This is a genomic window from Flavobacterium poyangense (genome assembly GCF_011751075.1).
GTDB classification, from domain to species: Bacteria; Bacteroidota; Bacteroidia; order Flavobacteriales; family Flavobacteriaceae; genus Flavobacterium; species Flavobacterium poyangense.
Genome location: NZ_JAALLN010000019.1, coordinates 55152 through 75280, shown reverse-complemented (window position 1 = coordinate 75280; position 20129 = coordinate 55152). Strand labels below are relative to the sequence as shown.

The 20129-nt window shown below is 34.3% G+C and carries 11 protein-coding genes and 1 tRNA gene; 3 read left to right on the top strand and 9 right to left on the bottom strand.

Translation table 11 applies throughout. The features are described 5' to 3' along the window. From G3A47_RS19870 to G3A47_RS19855, 4 genes are all read right to left on the bottom strand, one after another. Positions 1-5903: hypothetical protein (locus G3A47_RS19870; RefSeq protein WP_166925569.1), on the bottom strand; the 5903-nt coding region annotated here is incomplete at its 3' end. A 1028-nt stretch (positions 5904-6931) separates the two neighbouring features. Beyond that, positions 6932-8335: a transcriptional regulator gene (locus tag G3A47_RS19865; RefSeq protein ID WP_166925568.1), complete on the bottom strand. Its 1404-nt coding sequence runs from the start codon at positions 8333-8335 to the stop codon at positions 6932-6934. 159 nt (positions 8336-8494) lie between these two features. Next, on the bottom strand, positions 8495-10006 hold the full coding sequence (locus G3A47_RS19860; protein ID WP_166925566.1) for a tetratricopeptide repeat protein: 1512 nt from the start codon (positions 10004-10006) through the stop codon (positions 8495-8497). Between the two features lie 126 nt (positions 10007-10132). Then, positions 10133-12124, bottom strand: coding sequence for an alpha/beta hydrolase family protein (locus G3A47_RS19855; RefSeq protein WP_166925564.1), 1992 nt, complete (start codon positions 12122-12124; stop codon positions 10133-10135). 670 nt (positions 12125-12794) lie between these two features. Here G3A47_RS19855 and G3A47_RS19850 point away from each other — a divergent pair. The 3 genes from G3A47_RS19850 to G3A47_RS19840 all read left to right on the top strand — a co-directional run bounded on the left by G3A47_RS19850 (position 12795) and on the right by G3A47_RS19840 (position 15723). Continuing rightward, entirely contained in the window at positions 12795-13337 is a 543-nt protein-coding gene (locus G3A47_RS19850; protein ID WP_166925562.1) for a hypothetical protein, read from the top strand. A gap of 706 nt (positions 13338-14043) precedes the next feature. Further along, a tRNA-Tyr gene (locus tag G3A47_RS19845) sits at positions 14044-14124 on the top strand. A gap of 291 nt (positions 14125-14415) precedes the next feature. After that, a complete protein-coding gene (locus G3A47_RS19840) occupies positions 14416-15723 on the top strand; it encodes a site-specific integrase (protein WP_031456394.1) in 1308 nt (435 codons plus the stop codon). A gap of 348 nt (positions 15724-16071) precedes the next feature. Here G3A47_RS19840 and G3A47_RS19835 read toward each other — a convergent pair whose 3' ends face one another. Genes G3A47_RS19835 through traM form a run of 5 tightly spaced genes read right to left on the bottom strand, consistent with a single transcriptional unit; the run spans position 16072 to position 20023 of the window. Continuing rightward, positions 16072-16347 carry a helix-turn-helix domain-containing protein gene (locus G3A47_RS19835; RefSeq protein ID WP_166925560.1) on the bottom strand — a complete coding sequence of 92 codons (276 nt, stop codon included), beginning with the start codon at positions 16345-16347 and terminating at the stop codon, positions 16072-16074. A gap of 35 nt (positions 16348-16382) precedes the next feature. Beyond that, entirely contained in the window at positions 16383-16685 is a 303-nt protein-coding gene (locus tag G3A47_RS19830; RefSeq protein ID WP_166925558.1) for a hypothetical protein, read from the bottom strand. A 5-nt stretch (positions 16686-16690) separates the two neighbouring features. After that, positions 16691-17842: a hypothetical protein gene (locus tag G3A47_RS19825; protein WP_166925556.1), complete on the bottom strand. Its 1152-nt coding sequence runs from the start codon at positions 17840-17842 to the stop codon at positions 16691-16693. Positions 17843-17857: 15 nt separating this feature from the next. Then, on the bottom strand, positions 17858-18721 hold the full coding sequence (traN, locus tag G3A47_RS19820) for a conjugative transposon protein TraN (RefSeq protein WP_166925554.1): 864 nt from the start codon (positions 18719-18721) through the stop codon (positions 17858-17860). A gap of 12 nt (positions 18722-18733) precedes the next feature. Then, positions 18734-20023, bottom strand: coding sequence for a conjugative transposon protein TraM (gene traM / locus G3A47_RS19815; protein WP_166925552.1), 1290 nt, complete (start codon positions 20021-20023; stop codon positions 18734-18736). Positions 20024-20129: the final 106 nt, after the last annotated feature.

The following is a 20129-nucleotide window of genomic DNA, read 5'->3' as shown; positions in this document are numbered from 1 at the left end:
TTTTTAACGATACCGTCTAAGTTCACACTTTGAGTTTGGCCTTGAGCATCTGCGTAAACCAGTATGTTTTTTACAGGATCATATCCTACTGCTCCTTCGGTTTTCGAAGCAACAGCGCTAACAGCTGCTTTTACAGTTGGATCAGATAATAAATCCTGAATATTGGCTTTTACATCTCCGATAACACTAATGGTTACCTCTGTTCCTTTTTCATTCTTATAGCTGTATTCTCCTTTTCCTTTATTGGTAACTTCGGTAACGGTTTCATTGTTTTTAACGATACCGTTTAGGTCAACACTTTGAGTTTGCCCTTGAGCATCTGCGTAAACCAATGTGTTTTTTGCAGGATCATAGCCTACTGCTCCTTCTGTTTTGGAAGCAACAGCGCTAACAGCTGCCTTTACACTTGGATCGGATAATAAATCCTGAATATTGGCTTTTACATCTCCGATAACACTGATCGTTACCTCTGTTCCTTTTTCATTCTTATAGCTGTATTCTCCTTTTCCTTTATTGGTAACTTCTGTAACGGTTTCTTTGTCTTTTAAAACAGTTTCAAGTTCTTTGATTACCTCAGGGTTTTTAAAGATCGTTGTGGCTGTTCCTGATACATCATTGGCAATATCAATCGTAACAACAGCTCCTTTCTCATTGGTATAAGAATACTTACCTTCTGAAATTTTGGTCAAAGTGGTTACCGTTTCATTGTTTTTAACGATACCGTCTAAGTTTACACTTTGAGTTTGGCCTTGTGCGTCTGCGTAAACCAGTATGTTTTTTACAGGATCATATCCTACTGCTCCTTCTGTTTTGGAAGCAACAGCACTAACAGCTACCTTTACATTTGGATCGGATAATAAATCCTGGATATTGGCTTTTACATCTCCGATAACACTGATCGTTACATCAGTTCCTTTTTCATTCTTATAGCTGTATTCTCCTTTGCCTTTATTGGTAACTTCGGTAACAGTTTCTTTGTCTTTTAAAACTGTCTCTAATTCTTTGATTACCTCAGAGTTTTTAAAGATCGTTGTGGCTGTTCCTGATACATCATTGGCAATATCAATCGTAACAACAGCTCCTTTCTCATTGGTATAAGAATACTTACCTTCTGAGATTTTGGTCAAAGTGGTTACAGTTTCATTATTTTTAACGATACCGTCTAAGTTCACACTTTGAGTTTGCCCTTGTGCATCTGCGTAAACCAATGTATTTTTTGCAGGATCATACCCTACTACTCCTTCGGTTTTGGAAGCAACAGCGCTCACAGCTGCTTTTACATTTGGATCGGATAATAAATCCTGAATATTGGCTTTTACGTCTCCGATAACACTGATCGTCACATCAGTTCCTTTTTCATTTTTATAGCTGTATTCTCCTTTTCCTTTATTGGTAACTTCGGTAACGGTTTCATTATTTTTAACGATACCATTTAGGTCAACACTTTGAGTTTGGCCTTGAGCGTCTGCGTAAACCAATGTGTTTTTTGCAGGATCATACCCTACTACTCCTTCGGTTTTGGAAGCAACAGCGCTCACAGCTGCTTTTACATTTGGATCGGATAATAAATCCTGAATATTGGCTTTTACATCTCCGATAACACTAATTGTTACATTAGTTCCTTTTTCATTCTTATAGCTATATTCTCCTTTGCCTTTATTGGTAACTTCTGTAACGGTTTCTTTGTCTTTTAAAACTGTCTCTAATTCTTTGATTACCTCAGAGTTTTTAAAGATCGTTGTGGCTGTTCCTGATACATCATTGGCAACATCAATCGTAACAACAGCTCCTTTCTCATTGGTATAAGAATACTTCCCTTCTGAGATTTTGGTCAAAGTGGTTACCGTTTCATTGTTTTTAACGATACCGTCTAAGTTCACACTTTGAGTTTTACCTTGTGCGTCTGCGTAAACCAATATGTTTTTTGCAGGATCATATCCTACTGCTCCTTCGGTTTTGGAAGCAACAGCGCTTACAGCTGCCTTCACATTTGGATCGGATAATAAATCCTGAATATTGGCTTTTACATCTCCGATAACACTGATCGTTACATCTGTTCCTTTTTCATTCTTATAACTGTATTCTCCTTTGCCTTTATTGGTAACTTCGGTAACGGTTTCTTTGTCTTTTAAAACAGTCTCAAGTTCTTTGATTACCTCAGAATTTTTAAAGATCGTTGTGGCTGTTCCTGATACATCATTGGCAATATCAATCGTAACAACAGCTCCTTTCTCATTGGTATAAGAATACTTCCCTTCTGAGATTTTGGTCAAAGTGGTTACCGTTTCATTGTTTTTAACGATACCGTCTAAGTTCACACTTTGAGTTTGACCTTGTGCATCTGCGTAAACCAATGTGTTTTTTGCAGGATCATAGCCTACTGCTCCTTCTGTTTTGGAAGCAACAGCACTAACAGCTGCCTTCACATTTGGATCGGATAATAAATCCTGAATATTGGCTTTTACATCTCCGATAACACTGATCGTCACATCAGTTCCTTTTTCATTCTTATAGCTGTATTCTCCTTTGCCTTTATTGGTAACTTCTGTAACGGTTTCATTGTTTTTAACAATACCGTTTAGGTCAACACTTTGAGTTTGGCCTTGAGCATCTGCGTAAACCAATATGTTTTTTGCAGGATCATAGCCTACTGCTCCTTCTGTTTTGGAAGCAACAGCGCTTACAGCTGCCTTTACACTTGGATCGGATAATAAATCCTGGATATTGGCTTTTACATCTCCGATAACACTGATCGTTACATCAGTTCCTTTTTCGTTCTTATAGCTGTATTCTCCTTTTCCTTTATTGGTAACTTCTGTAACGGTTTCATTTTTTTTAACGATACCGTTTAGGTCTACACTTTGAGTTTGGCCTTGAGCATCTGCGTAAACCAGTGTGTTTTTTACAGGATCATATCCTACTGCTCCTTCTGTTTTGGAAGCAACAGCGCTTACAGCTGCTTTTACAGTTGGATCGGATAATAAATCCTGAATATTGGCTTTTACATCTCCGATAACACTGATCGTTACCTCTGTTCCTTTTTCATTCTTATAGCTGTATTCTCCTTTGCCTTTATTGGTAACTTCTGTAACAGTTTCTTTGTTTTTAACAATACCGTTTAGGTCAACACTTTGAGTTTGGCCTTTAGCGTCTGCGTAAACCAGTATGTTTTTTACAGGATCATAGCCTACTGCTCCTTCTGTTTTGGAAGCAACAGCGCTTACAGCTGCCTTCACACTTGGATCGGATAATAAATCCTGAATATTGGCTTTTACATCTCCAATAACACTGATCGTTACATCAGTTCCTTTTTCATTCTTATAGCTGTATTCTCCTTTGCCTTTATTGGTAACTTCTGTAACAGTTTCTTTGTTTTTAACAATACCGTTTAGGTCAACACTTTGAGTTTGCCCTTGTGCGTCTGCGTAAACCAATGTGTTTTTTGCAGGATCATAGCCTACTGCTCCTTCGGTTTTCGAAGCAACAGCACTCACAGCTGCTTTTACATTTGGATCGGATAATAAATCCTGGATATTGGCTTTTACATCTCCGATAACACTGATCGTCACATCAGTTCCTTTTTCATTCTTATAGCTGTATTCTCCTTTGCCTTTATTGGTAACTTCGGTAACGGTTTCTTTGTCTTTTAAAACAGTTTCAAATTCTTTGATTACCTCAGGGTTTTTAAAGATCGTTGTGGCTGTTCCTGATACATCATTGGCAATATCGATCGTAACAACAGCTCCTTTCTCATTAGTATAAGAATACTTCCCTTCTGAAATTTTGGTTAAAGTGGTTACCGTTTCATTATTTTTAACGATACCGTCTAAGTTCACACTTTGAGTTTTACCTTGTGCGTCTGCGTAAACCAATATGTTTTTTGCAGGATCATAGCCTACTGCTCCTTCGGTTTTCGAAGCAACAGCGCTTACAGCTGCCTTCACATTTGGATCGGATAATAAATCCTGAATATTGGCTTTTACATCTCCGATAACACTGATCGTTACCTCTGTTCCTTTTTCATTCTTATAACTGTATTCTCCTTTGCCTTTATTGGTAACTTCGGTAACGGTTTCTTTGTCTTTTAAAACTGTCTCTAATTCTTTAATTACCTCAGAGTTTTTAAAGATCGTTGTGGCTGTTCCTGATACATCATTGGCAATATCGATCGTAACAACAGCTCCTTTCTCATTGGTATAAGAATACTTCCCTTCTGAGATTTTGGTTAAAGTGGTTACGGTTTCATTGTTTTTAACGATACCGTCTAAGTTCACACTTTGAGTTTTACCTTGTGCGTCTGCGTAAACCAATATGTTTTTTGCAGGATCATATCCTACTGCTCCTTCTATTTTGGAAGCAACAGCACTAACAGCTGCTTTTACATTTGGATCGGATAATAAATCCTGAATATTGGCTTTTACATCTCCGATAACACTGATCGTTACCTCTGTTCCTTTTTCATTCTTATAACTGTATTCTCCTTTTCCTTTGTTGGTAACTTCTGTAACGGTTTCTTTGTCTTTTAAAACAGTTTCAAATTCTTTGATTACCTCAGGGTTTTTAAAGATTGTTGTGGCTGTTCCTGATACATCATTGGCAATATCAATCGTAACAACAGCTCCTTTCTCATTAGTATAAGAATACTTCCCTACTGAAATTTTGGTCAAAGTGGTTACCGTTTCATTGTTTTTAACGATACCGTCTAAGTTCACACTTTGAGTTTGGCCTTGAGCATCTGCGTAAACCAATGTGTTTTTTACAGGATCATAGCCTACTGCTCCTTCGGTTTTGGAAGCAACAGCACTAACAGCTGCTTTTACATTTGGATCGGATAATAAATCCTGAATATTGGCTTTTACATCTCCGATAACACTGATCGTTACATCAGTTCCTTTTTCGTTCTTATAGCTGTATTCTCCTTTGCCTTTATTGGTAACTTCGGTAACGGTTTCATTTTTTTTAACGATACCATTTAGGTCAACGCTTTGAGTTTTGCCTTGTGCATCTGCGTAAACCAGTGTGTTTTTTACAGGATCATATCCTACTGCTCCTTCTGTTTTGGAAGCAACAGCGCTAACAGCTGCTTTTACATTTGGATCGGATAATAAATCCTGAATATTGGCTTTTACATCGCCGATAACACTAATGGTTACATCTGTTCCCTTTTCATTCTTGTAACTGTATTCTCCTTTGCCTTTATTGGTAACTTCTGTAACGGTTTCATTTTTTTTAACGATACCGTTTAGGTCAACACTTTGAGTTTGGCCTTTAGCATCTGCGTAAACCAGTATGTTTTTTGCAGGATCATATCCTACTGCTCCTTCGGTTTTCGAAGCAACAGCGCTCACAGCTGCCTTCACATTTGGATCAGATAATAAATCCTGAATATTGGCTTTTACATCTCCGATAACACTAATTGTTACATCGGTTCCTTTTTCATTCTTATAGCTGTATTCTCCTTTGCCTTTATTGGTAACTTCGGTAACGGTTTCTTTGTCTTTAATCAACTGCGACAGGTTAACAATCTGCGAATTACCAGCTTTATCAATATAAGTAAATACATTATTAACAGGGTCCCAAATTAAGCTATTAACTGGAGAAGGAGTATCAGATTTATAACCAAGTCTTAACCACTTATCAGAAAACCAATAGTAATATCCTGGAGTAATATCCGAAATAGTTGCAGTGTTAAAAACCAAAAGACTATTAACATTTCCGTTAACAATGGTAGAAGTATCAACGGAGCTCTTTAAAGACACTTGTGGGATCAAGATACCTTTATCGTTTGAAACGATTTCAAGTTGAGCAGAATTATTTGGATTCTCTGTTCCAATACCAACCTGAGCATTTGCTAAATATCCTCCAACAATAAAAGCAAATAAAGTGTGTATTTTTTTATTCATTATTATTTAGTTTTACATTAACCTATTAAAATCTTATCCGTCGACTAAATTCCAGCAACACTAAAAGATTTCCGGCTGCAAATAAACTACTATCGGAAGTATATAGGCAAAAAAACGACTACTCAATAATACGCACTCTTCTAAAAATCAATCAATTACACATAAAAAAGCTCTACACAAACAGTAATTAAGAAAAAACTTACCGTATTTAAAACAATACCAAACAACTTCTCTGTAAAACAAAACCGTTTAGTACTAACTAGAATATCATAATAATAGGGACCAAAAAATTTCATGCTTTAAAAAGCTAAAATGAAATAACAAATACAGTATTTTTACAATTATTTCATGTTTAAAAGATACTCAACCCACATCCTTTGCATAATTTTATCAAATCTTCAATTAAAAATTAATCTCAACTTTAATTTATATTCCAATTTTGGCATCAATCATTTAACTTTAATTGGCGCAAATACTTTATAAAAAAATAAAGCAGATTCATATTTAAAAAAAACTACTACAAACATCCATTCTTAACCAAAAGGGAAAGAAAAAAATAGGCTATCCATAAAAAATTGCACTATTCCGCTTAAACAAAAGTCAGATCTGGTAATTGCAATTAAAAAGAACTCTTTGCACTTGGAAGAAACCTTACCAAAATTTAATACTATTCAGCAACTCTATTAGTTGGAATGGTAAAAAAAACTATGGAGTTCCGGAATTAGATTTATTGAATAAATCTAAATAGAAGTCAAAATCTATAATCTTAAAAACAGTCAGAAAAAAATCCTGCAAATCTCTAACTTGAAAAGAAAAGTCACTGCTAAAGATTAAATTATTACTTTTTGCAAATCCGTTTAAAAGATTTTATAGCTTAGTACAAAATGAAAAAATAAAGAATACAAAACAAAAGCCATAATTGGGATTGGTTTTTAATCAAGTCTTTGGTTTTATAAAAAAAGGGTTGAACTTTTTAATTAAAGTTCAACCCTTTTTTTTAACCTAAATCCTTTTAAAACAGCGCGAAATTAAAATTTAGCAATAAAAATATTCATATCATCCGTCGATGTAAGATTAAGCTTTTTCCTTAGACGGTATTTCTTTGATTCTACAGAACGCACTGAATCTCCCCCGTATCTGGCAATTTCTTTTGTATCAAAATTCAATTTTATATAGCTACAAATTGTTAAATCACTACTTTTTAGAGAAGGTGACACTTTTAATAAATTTTCAGAAAATTTAGGAAACAACTCATTGAATTTAAATAAGAAAGATGCGTCATTTGATATTGCCAAACTCACAACATTTGCCAGTTCCTTTTCGTCTTTTTCACTAAACTTATCTGAAAGTGAATTAAGCTTTTTCATTTTTTCATCCAGAAGTGCCTTTAGCTCCTCCTTACTGTTTTTTTCTGTTTTATATCGTTTCAAAAAAAATACAGCAATAATAATCAGCACTATCGTAGCAATACTTATAATAATAATCCCTATTTCTAATGTACCTTTCTCCTCCTTGTGTTTTAATTTTATATCATCGCTAATATTCAAGACTGCCTGATTTACATCATCTACAAATTTAACATTCGCATTTCTTGAAATATGATTAAATTTTTTTAAAAATTTTCTTTGATTTTCACTATCACCCAGCTTCTCATAAGCTAATGCCAGATTATTGTAATTATGTTGTAACAGATGTTCTCCTATTTTGGTATTTTCAATTATACTATTAGAAGCCTCAAAATTTTTAATAGCTTCCTTAAAATTCTTCATAGCCAAATACAAATAAGCACGCTCAGAAAAAATAAAGCTCATCTCAACCTTATCCTCTAATATTGTTACAATTTTTAAGCTTTTATTTATATAAAATTCTGCTAAATCAAATTCTTCAGTATGCATATAATAATAACTCAAAGCTCTACAACTATTTGCAAATGCAATTTTATCAGTATGATTACCATTTTTCAGAAAGGACATTTCAGTATACCCTTTTTTTAAATTCGCCAGAGCCAATTGATTACTTCTTGTTGTTCTCTTAGTCGTTTTTGGACCAACAAAATTACTGCCGATATAAATGTATATTGTTCCTTTTCGATTATGACGAATTTTACTATTGTGAATTTTCTCTGCGTACATTAATGCTAAATCAAATTCTTTTTTAGCTTCTTCCGTAAACATTAGATTAAAATAACTTACTCCTTTTGTGAGTTTTAAATAAGATATCATATCAAAATCTTCTGAATCTAATGCTTCAGGCTCTATAGCCTTAAGAATTTTTAAACAAGATTTGACATCATCATTACAATTAAGATACCAAGCAGCTTTAAAAACTTGGCTTTTGAGCATTCCACTTTTATAATTTATGGATTTAGACATCGCATAAGCACTGTCTATTTTAACGATACTTGTTTTATTTATCGTCTTATCTAATTTCAAAAACAACAAATCTACCTTTTGTTTTGTTGTTTGTGAGAACATCAAAACAGAAAAACTACAAATTAGAAACAAACAGAAAACAAGCCTTTTATTAAATGGCACTACCATATTGACTTAAATAAAATTTTAAACATATACATTTCTTAGGGCAATGTCTGATTAAAATTTAGCCATAAAAATATTGATATCATCTGTTGATGTAAGATTAAATTTTTTCCTTAGACGGTATTTCTTTGATTCTACAGAACGTACTGAATCTCCTCCATATCTGGCAATTTCTTTTGTGTCAAAATTCAATTTCATATAACTGCAAATCGCTAAATCACTACTTTTTAGAGAAGGTGACACTTTTAATAAATTTTCTGAAAATTTAGGGAACAACTCATTGAACTTAAACAGATAAGAAGCATCCTTTGATATAGCCAGACTCACAACATTTGCAAGTTCTTTTTCGTCTTCCGGGCTAAACTTAGCTGAAAGCGAATTGAGCATTTTCATTTTTTCATCTAAAAGAATCTTGAGTTCTTCCTTGCTCCTTTTTTCTGATTTATAACGTTTAGAGAAAACAAGAACGATCAAAATCAACACTATAATCAGGACGATTGTAATAATAATCCCCGTTTCTAATGTACTTTTTTCCTTCTTGTGCTTTGATTTTATATCATCACTAATATTTACTACTGCCTGATTTACATCTTTTACATTCTCAATACTTAAGCTATCTGAAATCTTTTTATACTTTTTTAAATATTTACTTTGATTCTCGCTATCACCTAACTTCTCATAAGCAAATGCGAGATTATCATAATTTTCTTCTAATAAATCTTCCCTTGCTTTGGTCGTTTTAATTAAATCATTAGAAGCCTCAAAATCTTTAATGGCTTCCTTATAATTCTCCATTTTCAAATGCAAATATCCGCGTATAATTAAAAACAAGGATATTTCAGCCTTATCGTCTAATGCTGTTACAATTTTTAAGCTTTTATTTATATAGAATTGCGCCGAATCAAATTGCTTAGTACGTGTATAATAATCTCCCAATGCTCTACAACTATTTGCAAATGCAATTTTTTCCGAATGATTACCATTTTTTAGAAAGGACATCTCCTTATACCCTTTTCTTAAATTCTCCAGAGCCAATTGATAACTCTTCTCCTTACTTTTATCCGGTTTTAAGCTCAGATAATCACTTCCGATATAAATATATATTATCCCTTTTCGATTGTGACGTCTAGCACTATTTTGAATCTTATCTGCATATAGTAAGGCTAAATTAAATTCCTTATTTGCATCTTCTTTAAACGATAGTCTTAAATAACTTATCGCTTTTGTCACTTTTAAAAAAGATATCACTTCAAAATCTTCTGAGTCTAAAACTTCGGGCTCTATTTTTTTAATAATTCGTAAACACGATTTGACATCATTATTAAAGTTGAGATACCAAGCTGCTTTAAAAACCTGGCTTTTGAGCACTCCATATTTATAATTTATGGATTTAGACATCGCATAAGCACTATCAATTTTGCTCACACTTGCTCTATTTGCAGTCATATCTGCTTCCAAAAACAACAAATCTATCTTTTCTTTTGTTGCTTGAGAATGTATAGAATTTGAAAAAGCAGAAATTAATAATAGACAAATCACAAGTCGTTTATTTAATGCTACTACCATATGAATAACTAAATATAATTTTTAAACAATAAAGAGTAAATCAAATTTTACTACGCTCAACATCTATCTATAAGTTAAGTTGAGAAAAAACTTCATTACTTAATGGCAAATAAATTTAATACAAAATTATTTGAAATTCTCAGCAAAAAAGCCCATCATTACTTTATACAATTCAATTATATTCTTTTCTTTGTCAAAACCATGCCCTTCGTCGTATTTGACCATATAGGGCACATTAAATCCTTTACTCCTAAGTCCACTAACAATCTGATCACTTTCATTAATATTGACTCTTGGATCATTTGCTCCCTGAACAACAAATACCGGTTTATTTAGCTTGTCAATATTCAATGCCGGAGAACTAGCTTTCATAATTTCTTTCTCTTCCGGAATTTCCGGGTCATACCACTGCTCGTAAAACTGTTTCATAAACGGCTTCCAGTAGGCGGGAAAAGAATCTACGAAAGTAAAGAAGTTGCTAACCCCGACATAAGATACACCGCAAGTGTATAAGTCAGGAGATTTTATCAAACTCCCTAAACTGGCTAATCCTCCATAACTCGCTCCATAAATAGCAACCTTGTTTTTATCAATTTCACCAAGTTCAATAACATATTTCACACCATCTTCGAGATCATTTAGCATATTACGTCCAATTTGTTTACTCCCAGCTAAATACAATTTCTTCCCATATCCACCAGAACCTCTGTAATTAATTTTCAAAGTTGCATAGCCTCGATCTGCAAATATCTGAGCCTCGCGATCAAATCCCCAGGAATCTCTTTCTCCGTAAGGTCCGCCATGAGGATTTACAATTAAAGGTACTTTATCTTTGGTTTTTTTTAAGGGCATTGTCAAATAGCCATGTATAATATAACCATCTCGCGTCGTAAATTTTATAGGCGTAGTGTGCGCCATTTTTTCTACATTTAAATTAGGCTTTAAATCTACAAGCAGTTTAAAACTATTTTGTTTTACATCATATAAATATTCCTGTCCGGCCAATACGTCACTAGAAACGTGGATAATATATTTATCTTCATTAACTGTCATGCTACTGGGCACAAAAAAGTTAGCCCCAAACTTTTTAGCCAATTTTTTGTACAGATCCTTCCAATACTTACTTATTGGGACTAAGGCTGGTTTCTCCCCGTCAAACTCAAAATAATCAAGTTCATTATTACGCTTGTAAGATTTTGAGATACTCGCTAAATCATAAACTTCATTACGATACAATCGCTCAATAATTTCATTCTTTTTTAAATCGTATAAGACAATTTCCTTTTTGTCCGTTCCGATATTAGAAAGTACATATGCTTTATCACTTTGCTCTGAAACAAAATCAAGAATCACAAAAGTATCTTTCCAACTAGTGGTAGTAATTTCATGGAATTCCTGTTCTCCAATATTTCTATAATACAGAACATCTTCGATCCCATTTTTAAGCTTTGTATAAGAACGTAAAACTCCTTTATCACTAAATTTATAAGAAGAAATGCTATTTTTAGCATCATTATTTTCAAAAACAAATTCTCCTTTACCTGTTTCTAAATTAATTTTATAAGGTTCAAAGATTTCCTTATTACGCTTGTTTATAGTAACAATTATTTCATTTGGAGATCCAATTAACTTATATAAAGTCTGAACTTTGGCTCCATCGAAAGGGGTTAGATCCGTATCTTTTTTAGTTTTTAGATTATAAGAATACAAATGGTAATTTTCATCGCCACCTTTGTCCATAACATACAGCAAAACTGCGTTTGACCCCCAAAGATACTCTACTATTAATTGCTCCTTTTCTTCTATTGCTAACGTCGTTTTATTGGTCGCAATATCCTGAATGTAAACATTCACTTTCCCATTTGTCTCTCTTCGCTTAAATGACAAGTACTTCCCGTTTGGAGATAATTTAAAATTACTTTTACTTGGGTTTGTAAAATAATCTTCAATAGAATAAACATATACACCTTTATCTGCTTTCGCCAGTTTTTCCAATTCTTCAACAGATGACGGTAACTTCGGGTTACCGGGAATACTGTCCGCTTTTGGTTGCGAAAAAATCGTCAGGGGTATCAAAGCAATGAGCAAAAATATCCATTTTATCTTCTGATGTTTCATAATACTATTTATTAAAATTAATTTAAGTTGCTAACAAATCATTCGAGTGTAGCAAATTTTTACGAAAAAGTCGTTTTTACAACTTACTCAACTTCACTCATTTTATTTCTAATTTGAAGCTCTTTAACGATAACTTCTCTTTTAGATCGTATAACATACAATCGATATTCGATAGTTAAAATTTAGTTCGGCAAAGAAAATGACATAAATAAAAAAATAAAAAAATAATACTACTCGATAATACGCATTTAGCAAAAAACAGCACCTAAAAGACTCATTATAAAACAACTAAACACAACCCCTTATGTATTAAAGAAACTATAAAATTACATAATTTTAGAATTACTCTCTCTTTTTACTATAGAAAAAGACTACGTGTAAAGGTCATTACACAAAAACAATCTCTACATTCTATTCAACAAAGCAAAAATTCAGAAGATACCATTTTACTCTAAAAACCTTATTCCTGCGCAAAAATTATAACAACATAACTAAAGCAATACTATAATGCTTAAACTGAAATGGTTTATTTCGATGCTTATCAACTAAAAAAAACGATGGTGCTTTTTATATGTGAGTAGAAATGCGTGGTTTATGATTTTGTACTTAAATCATTTAGCATTTGTTTTGCGGTTCCAAATCTTACAAAAAAAACTTTAAAAATTATCACATGAAAAAAACAGTTTTTATTTTTCTATCCATGCTTTCATTTACTGCATTTTCGCAAGAAACCGGAAAAGTTGGAATTAACACTGATAGCCCAACAGAAACACTAGATGTGAATGGAACTTTAAAAATAAGAAATGTGTCTAATGCTTTGGCAGAAGATCTGGCATTGTATATAGATAAAACAGGTACAATTAAAAAAAGTCCTATATCAACCGTAAGACACGTTTGGGGATTAATTAGGTTTGATAGTAATAACATCTCTATCATGAATCCGGGGTCTGGCGATTGGACTGTCAGACATTTAAGTGCCGGAACAGCATTGATAACTATAAATACTCCATTCTCTAAAATACCGGCTGTCTCTACCATGCATTATTTACATTATGAATATAAAGATGTAGTATCTTTTCCGTATGCAAGCGTTATTGATAATACGGGTATTGATGGTGTTAGTCTAAATAAAATTCAAATTTGGGTTTCCGATAGCTCTCCTAAAAGAATAAGTGATGGTAGGTTAGTTTCATTTTCAGCCTTAGGATTTTAAAGCCGGTAAATGTTATTTTACATTCACCTTTACTTCTTCAAAAACAAACTGTGGTACTTTGTAATCAATTGATATCTCTCTGTCAAAAAATGTTTTTTATACTTTCTAATAAACGACACAAAGCAACTTTCCAGATTAACTTCAATTTTAACGCAATTAACCGGAGGCATATTCAGCGATTTTCTTACTAGCATATTTATATCCATACAAAACAAATTCAGGTATTATATACAATGTTTAAACTTAGAATTTTGTTTTTCAATTATGTGATGACATCGTAACACAACCTCTTTAAAAATTGACTTAGGGCAAAAGTTATGATACTATAAAAAGTAAGATCAAAGGTCGTATGCAAAAAAAGAAAAAAGAAATCACTTTTAATCTCAAGAAAATTTGATCCTACATTTACAACGCCTTTTTACAATCATATCCTCCCCTTTTCATTTAGCCGGCCTCACAAAAACTTTAAATTTATATCATTTTCCATCTCTTATAACAAACCTAAGTGTAATAATGCAAATTTACAGAATCCTAAATCCTATCGCTAAAACAACTGTTCTTCAGAGTGTTCAGTATATAAGGAAGTCCCATTCCAAAACCATATGAAAAGATTCTTGCAAAAGCGGAAGATTTTTGTTTGCAAACATGAAAAACATTGCTATATTTGCAACCGCTTAGCACAACAAAGCGCAACAATACAAGCTTCGGGGAGATACTCAAGCGGCCAACGAGGGCAGACTGTAAATCTGCTGTGTGAACTTCGCAGGTTCGAATCCTGCTCTCCCCACGGAAAGGCCTAAAAGGCGGAAAACTTAAAGTTTTCAATCTTTTCAAAAAGCCACAAAAAATGTCTGAAGACCTGCAAATTCAAGGATTTGCAGGTTTTTTTTATTTTAGGCCTGTTTTCAATATTTATAAATCCTCACAAAATTAAAGGTGCAGAATCGGTGCACTTTCCGGCGCGTTGAAAAGTGCACCAGAAATAGCAAAAATCCCTTATACCATAGGGGTTAACGAGATTAACGACTTGATTTGGCAGTAATATTATTCTACATTTATTAATTTAAAAAGTAGGATTATGTTGGAAAGCAGTTTTGGTTTGGGATTCTTTTTAAAAAGACCCAAAATAGAAAGTAAAGAATGGATCGTATATTTCAGAATAACTGTTGACGGTATCCGTAAGGAAAGCTCGACTAAGAGAAAATGGGATAATACACGATGGGATCAAAGGTTCGAAAGAGCGGTCGGCTCAAAGGAAGATGCAAAGTCGCTGAACTTTTTTTTGGATTCGCTGACTTTAAAAATCAATGAAATCAAAACCGAAATGATGTACAGCGGCAAAACCATAACCGCTGAGAAAATTATGGACGAGGTTCTGGGAAGGACAGCGCCAAAGATTAAGGTGCTCGAAGAATTTCAAAAGCATAATGATGAAATGGAGGCGCTTCTTGGAAAAGGCTATGCAAAAGGCACCCTTGACCGGTTTACCATTACTAAAAACCATTTGACTGCGTTTATAAAATTCAAGCTTAAAAAGCACGATCTTGAATTTGCGGATTTGAATCTCGAGTTTGTAAAGGACTTCGAATTTTACCTTAGAACTGTACGCGACTGCAGCAACAACACCACCCTAAAGTATATTGCAAATTTCAAAAAGATTGTAATCCGCGCCATTGATAAGGAGTTAATCACCAAGGACCCATTTAAGAACTTTAAGGGACGTAAAACAAAACTGGTAAAAAAACCACTCACCGCACAGGAATTGTACGAACTTGAAAGTCATTATTTCACAACTGACAGGCTCAATGTCGTAAGGGATGTATTTGTCTTCCAATGCTACACTGGCCTGGCTTACATAGACGCTTATCAATTAAAGAAAACTGATATCAAAGAAGGCATTGATGGAAATCTATGGATTATGTCCGAAAGACAGAAAACAAACTCATCATTTAATGTCCCTCTTCTTCCCCAGGCACTGAAAATAGTTGAAAAATATAAAGAGCACCCGCTGTGTATCCAGCGTGGAACCGTGCTTCCTGTTTCATCCAACCAGAAAATGAATGAGTATCTAAAAGAGGTGGCAGTCTTGTGCGGCTTTCCTTTTACATTAAACACGCATATGGCACGCCGTACTTTCGGAAGCACTGTGACATTAAATAACAACGTCCCTATTAATGTAGTTAAAGAACTGCTGGGTCATGCATCGGTAAAACAGACTGAGGCATATGCTATAACTGAGCAGGCCACAATCGGGCGTGAAATGTCTATTCTCAATAAAAAACTCAATAAAACTGGGTCCAAAATGTCTAAGCCTGATTTGGCGGTTCTCAGCAGGCTCGAAAAGGAAATTCAGGCAATCAAAAAGAAATACAACATTTCTTCGTGATAAATAATTTTAAAATATCTTTAAACTTAAAAGAGGCTATCTCAAATATTTTGAGATAGCCTCTTTTTACACAACTTAACTTCGCTTTTATATCCTGGATGATAAGATGGGGTGTACTTAATGTATCCTAAATCCTGAAGCTGTTTAAAATACTTATGATAAGTCGGTAACGTATTCACATGTGACAGCTCCATAATTTTACTGCGGCTGACTTTAATCCTTCTTCTTTGTCCCTGTCTATAGCCTAATCCCAATATTGCTGTCAAAATTGAAAGATGCCAGACATTTAGTTTAGGATCATTACTATACATTGACAGATAACTCATTATATAGCTTTCTTTTAATCTTTTAGTGTTTATCATCATCAAATAGTTTTTGAAGATCTTCTTTATTGTAGTAGTACGAGCCAAGAACTTTTTTGAAACGGACTTTTTGGCTTGTTCTAAGATTCTGTATCGAACCTGCTGAAATATCAAGCAGTTTTCTCACTGCCTTGCTTTTAAGCCATTCAGGTTCCAAAGGTCCTTTCTGTCTGTAATTCATTTCATAAAATACAGCTTGTATCTTATCTACTAGAAGAAGACCAAACTGTCTCAGATCTTCCTTGGTTACAATTTCATTCATAGTACAATTTCATAAAATTATTAATTGCAGAATCTTTAGATGTCCGCATCAGCTGAAAACAAAAAATATACTTCACTTCCACGATTTTTTTTAAAAGATGGTCTATACTTTATGTATCCATACTGATGAAGCTCTTGGACACATTTATGATACGTATTTGCTGAAGAAACTTTAGCAATAACAATAATCTCCGAGCTAAAGACAAAAATTGGATTAATAAAGCCCTTAACGGATCTAAATTGTAATAGAGCTGCATAAATGGCAATATGCATCGGACTAATCCGGTAATCAGTCTCTATTGCGGTGAAAAAATCCGATAAAGGCTTTAATTTTTCCATAACTTTTAAAGTGAAGGAGTTTTTCTTTTCTTTACTTTATTATCTTTCCTCCCTGAATCACCTTCATCAGAATCTAGATTTTTTTTTTGATCTTTAGATACTGATTCTTTTTGAGATTCAGCCTTTTTTTCTTCCTTGCTCTCTCGATGATTAATTCTTTGTAAATTTTCATCATAAACATTAACAGTCTTAAACTGGGGATTTGCCTCCACAAACATTTTACTTTCAGTACCGCCGACAACAAAAGTCGCCGACTGAAGGTTTCCTTTTTTAAGGGAATTTAAAAGGTCTTCTTTATACTGCGGAGTATTGAGCTCTTTGATTGAATGTTTTGCCAGACTTGCTTCCAAATCATACCCATAATTCTGATGGTATTGGTTCAGCTTAAAATTCCCATTGTCAGATTGTTTAAAGTCGATTTTCAGCCAGCAATTATAGCTCTCCCCTTCTTTGTTTTTAAGATCTTTATTGACAGATCTGCCTTCCATCAAATTATAAGCCTCTTTCATTGTAATGCTGGCGCTGTCTTTGTTGATGTAGAAGGTCTGTTCCAGACCAGGTTTGTTTTCTTCTTTCTGAAGATTAACATGATAGGAATTAAAAAAGTACATATCTGTCTGCTCAGACCTTTTGAAATTTAATTCTACAGTTAAGGTATCCTTATTTGGCAGACCATTGTTCATAATGCCGGTGTGCATAATTTTAAAATCCTTATCTCCCTTCATTATGTTCTCTCGCAGTTCAGCATCGAACGTTTCTCCAAATCCAGTATATTTTAACTGGTCTTTCAGGTAATCTAAATTTTTCTCATTCATTGCGTTTTCATTTAAATTATTTTCTAAAATTTCTCTCCTATCTATTTCCCTTTTGGCAAATCCAGTAAGTTCTATTGCTTCATTTTCGGAAGTATCTGCCCCGCTATTTAAAACTGCTCGCAAGTCGTCGATAACTGATTCAATCGGCAGGCTCTGAAAATAATTCACATCATTGGTCATAACCAGACAGTACTCCTTCGCATCCAATGGGTTTCTAAAAAACTCAATTGTGTTGGTATCAGTCACCTCATCTGTATTAAAGGCAGCAAATCGATGGCCGTTATAAGCCATTTCCTCAGCAAACGACAGCATCATTTCAGTGTCAGCTAAATTGATTATCATAATTTATTTTAAAGCTTAAAAAGTGTCACTGCTTAATTCGGAAATCGGAAAAACCAGGTCAGTCAGATTATTATTTATATCTACTTCCAAATGTCTTCCGCCGTTTTTTTCAATCATCTGAATCGTTAGATACTTATTCTCAGGTATAGTAAATTTCTCCAGCGCATAGACTTTTATTATTTCAGATTTATAAGGAATTACAGAAGACGATGAAGTTGCATACAAAGGCTCCAATTCAATTTCCTGTGAGGCAGTTCGTTTTGATTTTCTCTTATCCCTGATAAAAAAACGAAACTGATCAATATCATAGTTAATCTTTGATTTGTTTTCAAAAACAACACGCAGATACAAAACATCCTGCTGGATAAAGATCCCGTTCACCTCCAGTCTGATCTGATACTTTGATTTTTTTAGACCACTGATTTTTTTCTTTTTGGAATACGCAGCCAAAGCACACTGTTCAATTCTTTTCTGATTTTCGTTTTCTAAAGAAAACAGCACATCCCTGCTTGCAGCCACTGCATTTTCAGCCTTAAAATTTAAGTCAGGGCACGTTTCATCATAATTCAGTACAAAAACGTACAATTTCCCGTCAGTTGTAACAACTGTCAGATTGGTCTGGAAGAAATGCTGTTTAGCAGCTTTTACAAGTAGTATATTCTCAACTCCTTTTGCTTTCTGGACAAGCACTTCTGCGCTTCCTTTATCTATGCTCTTGATTGTATAAGGAAAAATAATGCTTGTGGTTTTAGAAAAACCTACTTGTAGATTTTTATACTGGTCTTCGTAAAAGGCAGTTTCCTTTGCGTTTGACTGTGGATTAACTGAAACACAAACCAGCAGTAAGCTGATTAAAAACAAATAATTCGCTCTTTTCATATTTTCTCTCTTTTAAGGTTTTAAATTCTTTTGCTTTTCATCATACAGCAGCACCTGATACCCCGCCTTTACAACCACTTTTATGAGTTTTACCTTTTTGCTCATAAGACTTTTGGCTGCCTCGATGCCCATACCAGCGGCCTGTGCTCCCCATGAATCCGAAATCCCGGTAAGACCGAGAGTCTGAATGGATCTGTCCGCTGATGCTTTAGCCACATCCCTGTTAATCGCTCCGGGGATATAGATGCCGTCAATCCCGTCCATATCATAGACTGCCAGCTCGACGGGAAATATCGAATTATTGTACTGGATGTTTGTGATTTTTACCTCCAGCCTCTCTCCTTTTAAAGCCGCCGTACCATACAGAAAAGTATTTCTGGGTATAGTTGTTCCTTGAAGAAAAATATCATCCGTAAGTCTTAATTTAACCACCGAACCATTGACAATAGTCTGCGTCTGATGCACAACTGCCTCAATAGAATTTTGTATTTCTACAGCAGGCTGTGCTTCGTCCAGAGAATAAAATTCATTTGTTTTCAAAGAGGTCTGCAAATCGGCATTCCGCTGAAGTGAGCTTATGTTATTCTCTGCTTCTTTTTTCTGCACTGAATATATTGTGCCTTTTTTGCTCTCAGATGTTTGTTTAAGCCTTTCCTGCACGCGCTGCGGATGCTGTATATCCAAAATATTTTCCAGCATACCGCCTAACTGCTGAAGTTCCGGATCAGGTTCCTGGGGTGTGCTCATCGTCGACATTAGCCCTTCAAGTTTTTTAATCTCTTCCGATTCTCCACGAGAAGTGCCGTAATTTTCAAATTCCCTCATGTCCTGACCGTAAGCAGAGACAGCAGGTTGACTGATTACTTTTTCAAGAGCCCTCAGCTTCTCATAAACTTTCTGTTCATTGCGGTCCTGAAAAGACTGAGAATTAAAAGCTGATCTGTTTTTTGGAAGCATGCGGGATTCAAAATCACTTGTGGAAAAAGAATCTGCTTTATCTTCCGAGACTTTATTATCAATATAGTTAGGATCTTTTTTCATCTGCTCTCGCAGTTTTATCGAATCAACTGCCGCCTGATCGTAATAGCTCATCTTATCCAATGCTGAATCTTCTTTAAATTTGGGCAGTGGCAGATTAAAATTAAATCCTTTCCTTTCATCGTTCCCTGCCATCTTGGATTCCATTCTTCCGCCGCCTAATGAATAAAATAAGAATGTGAGAAATGGAAATGTTATAAGAGGCAGCATTAAAAGCATCTTTCTCTTTTTAGATTCCTTTGGAGATAATGTTTTCTCTTGCATAATTTTAGTTTTTTAAATTGATTGTCTTAATTTTTGAAGCTGTTGAAACCTCAGCTTGTTTATAAAATGTCCTATACAGGTTATAAATTAAATAACCCGATGTCAA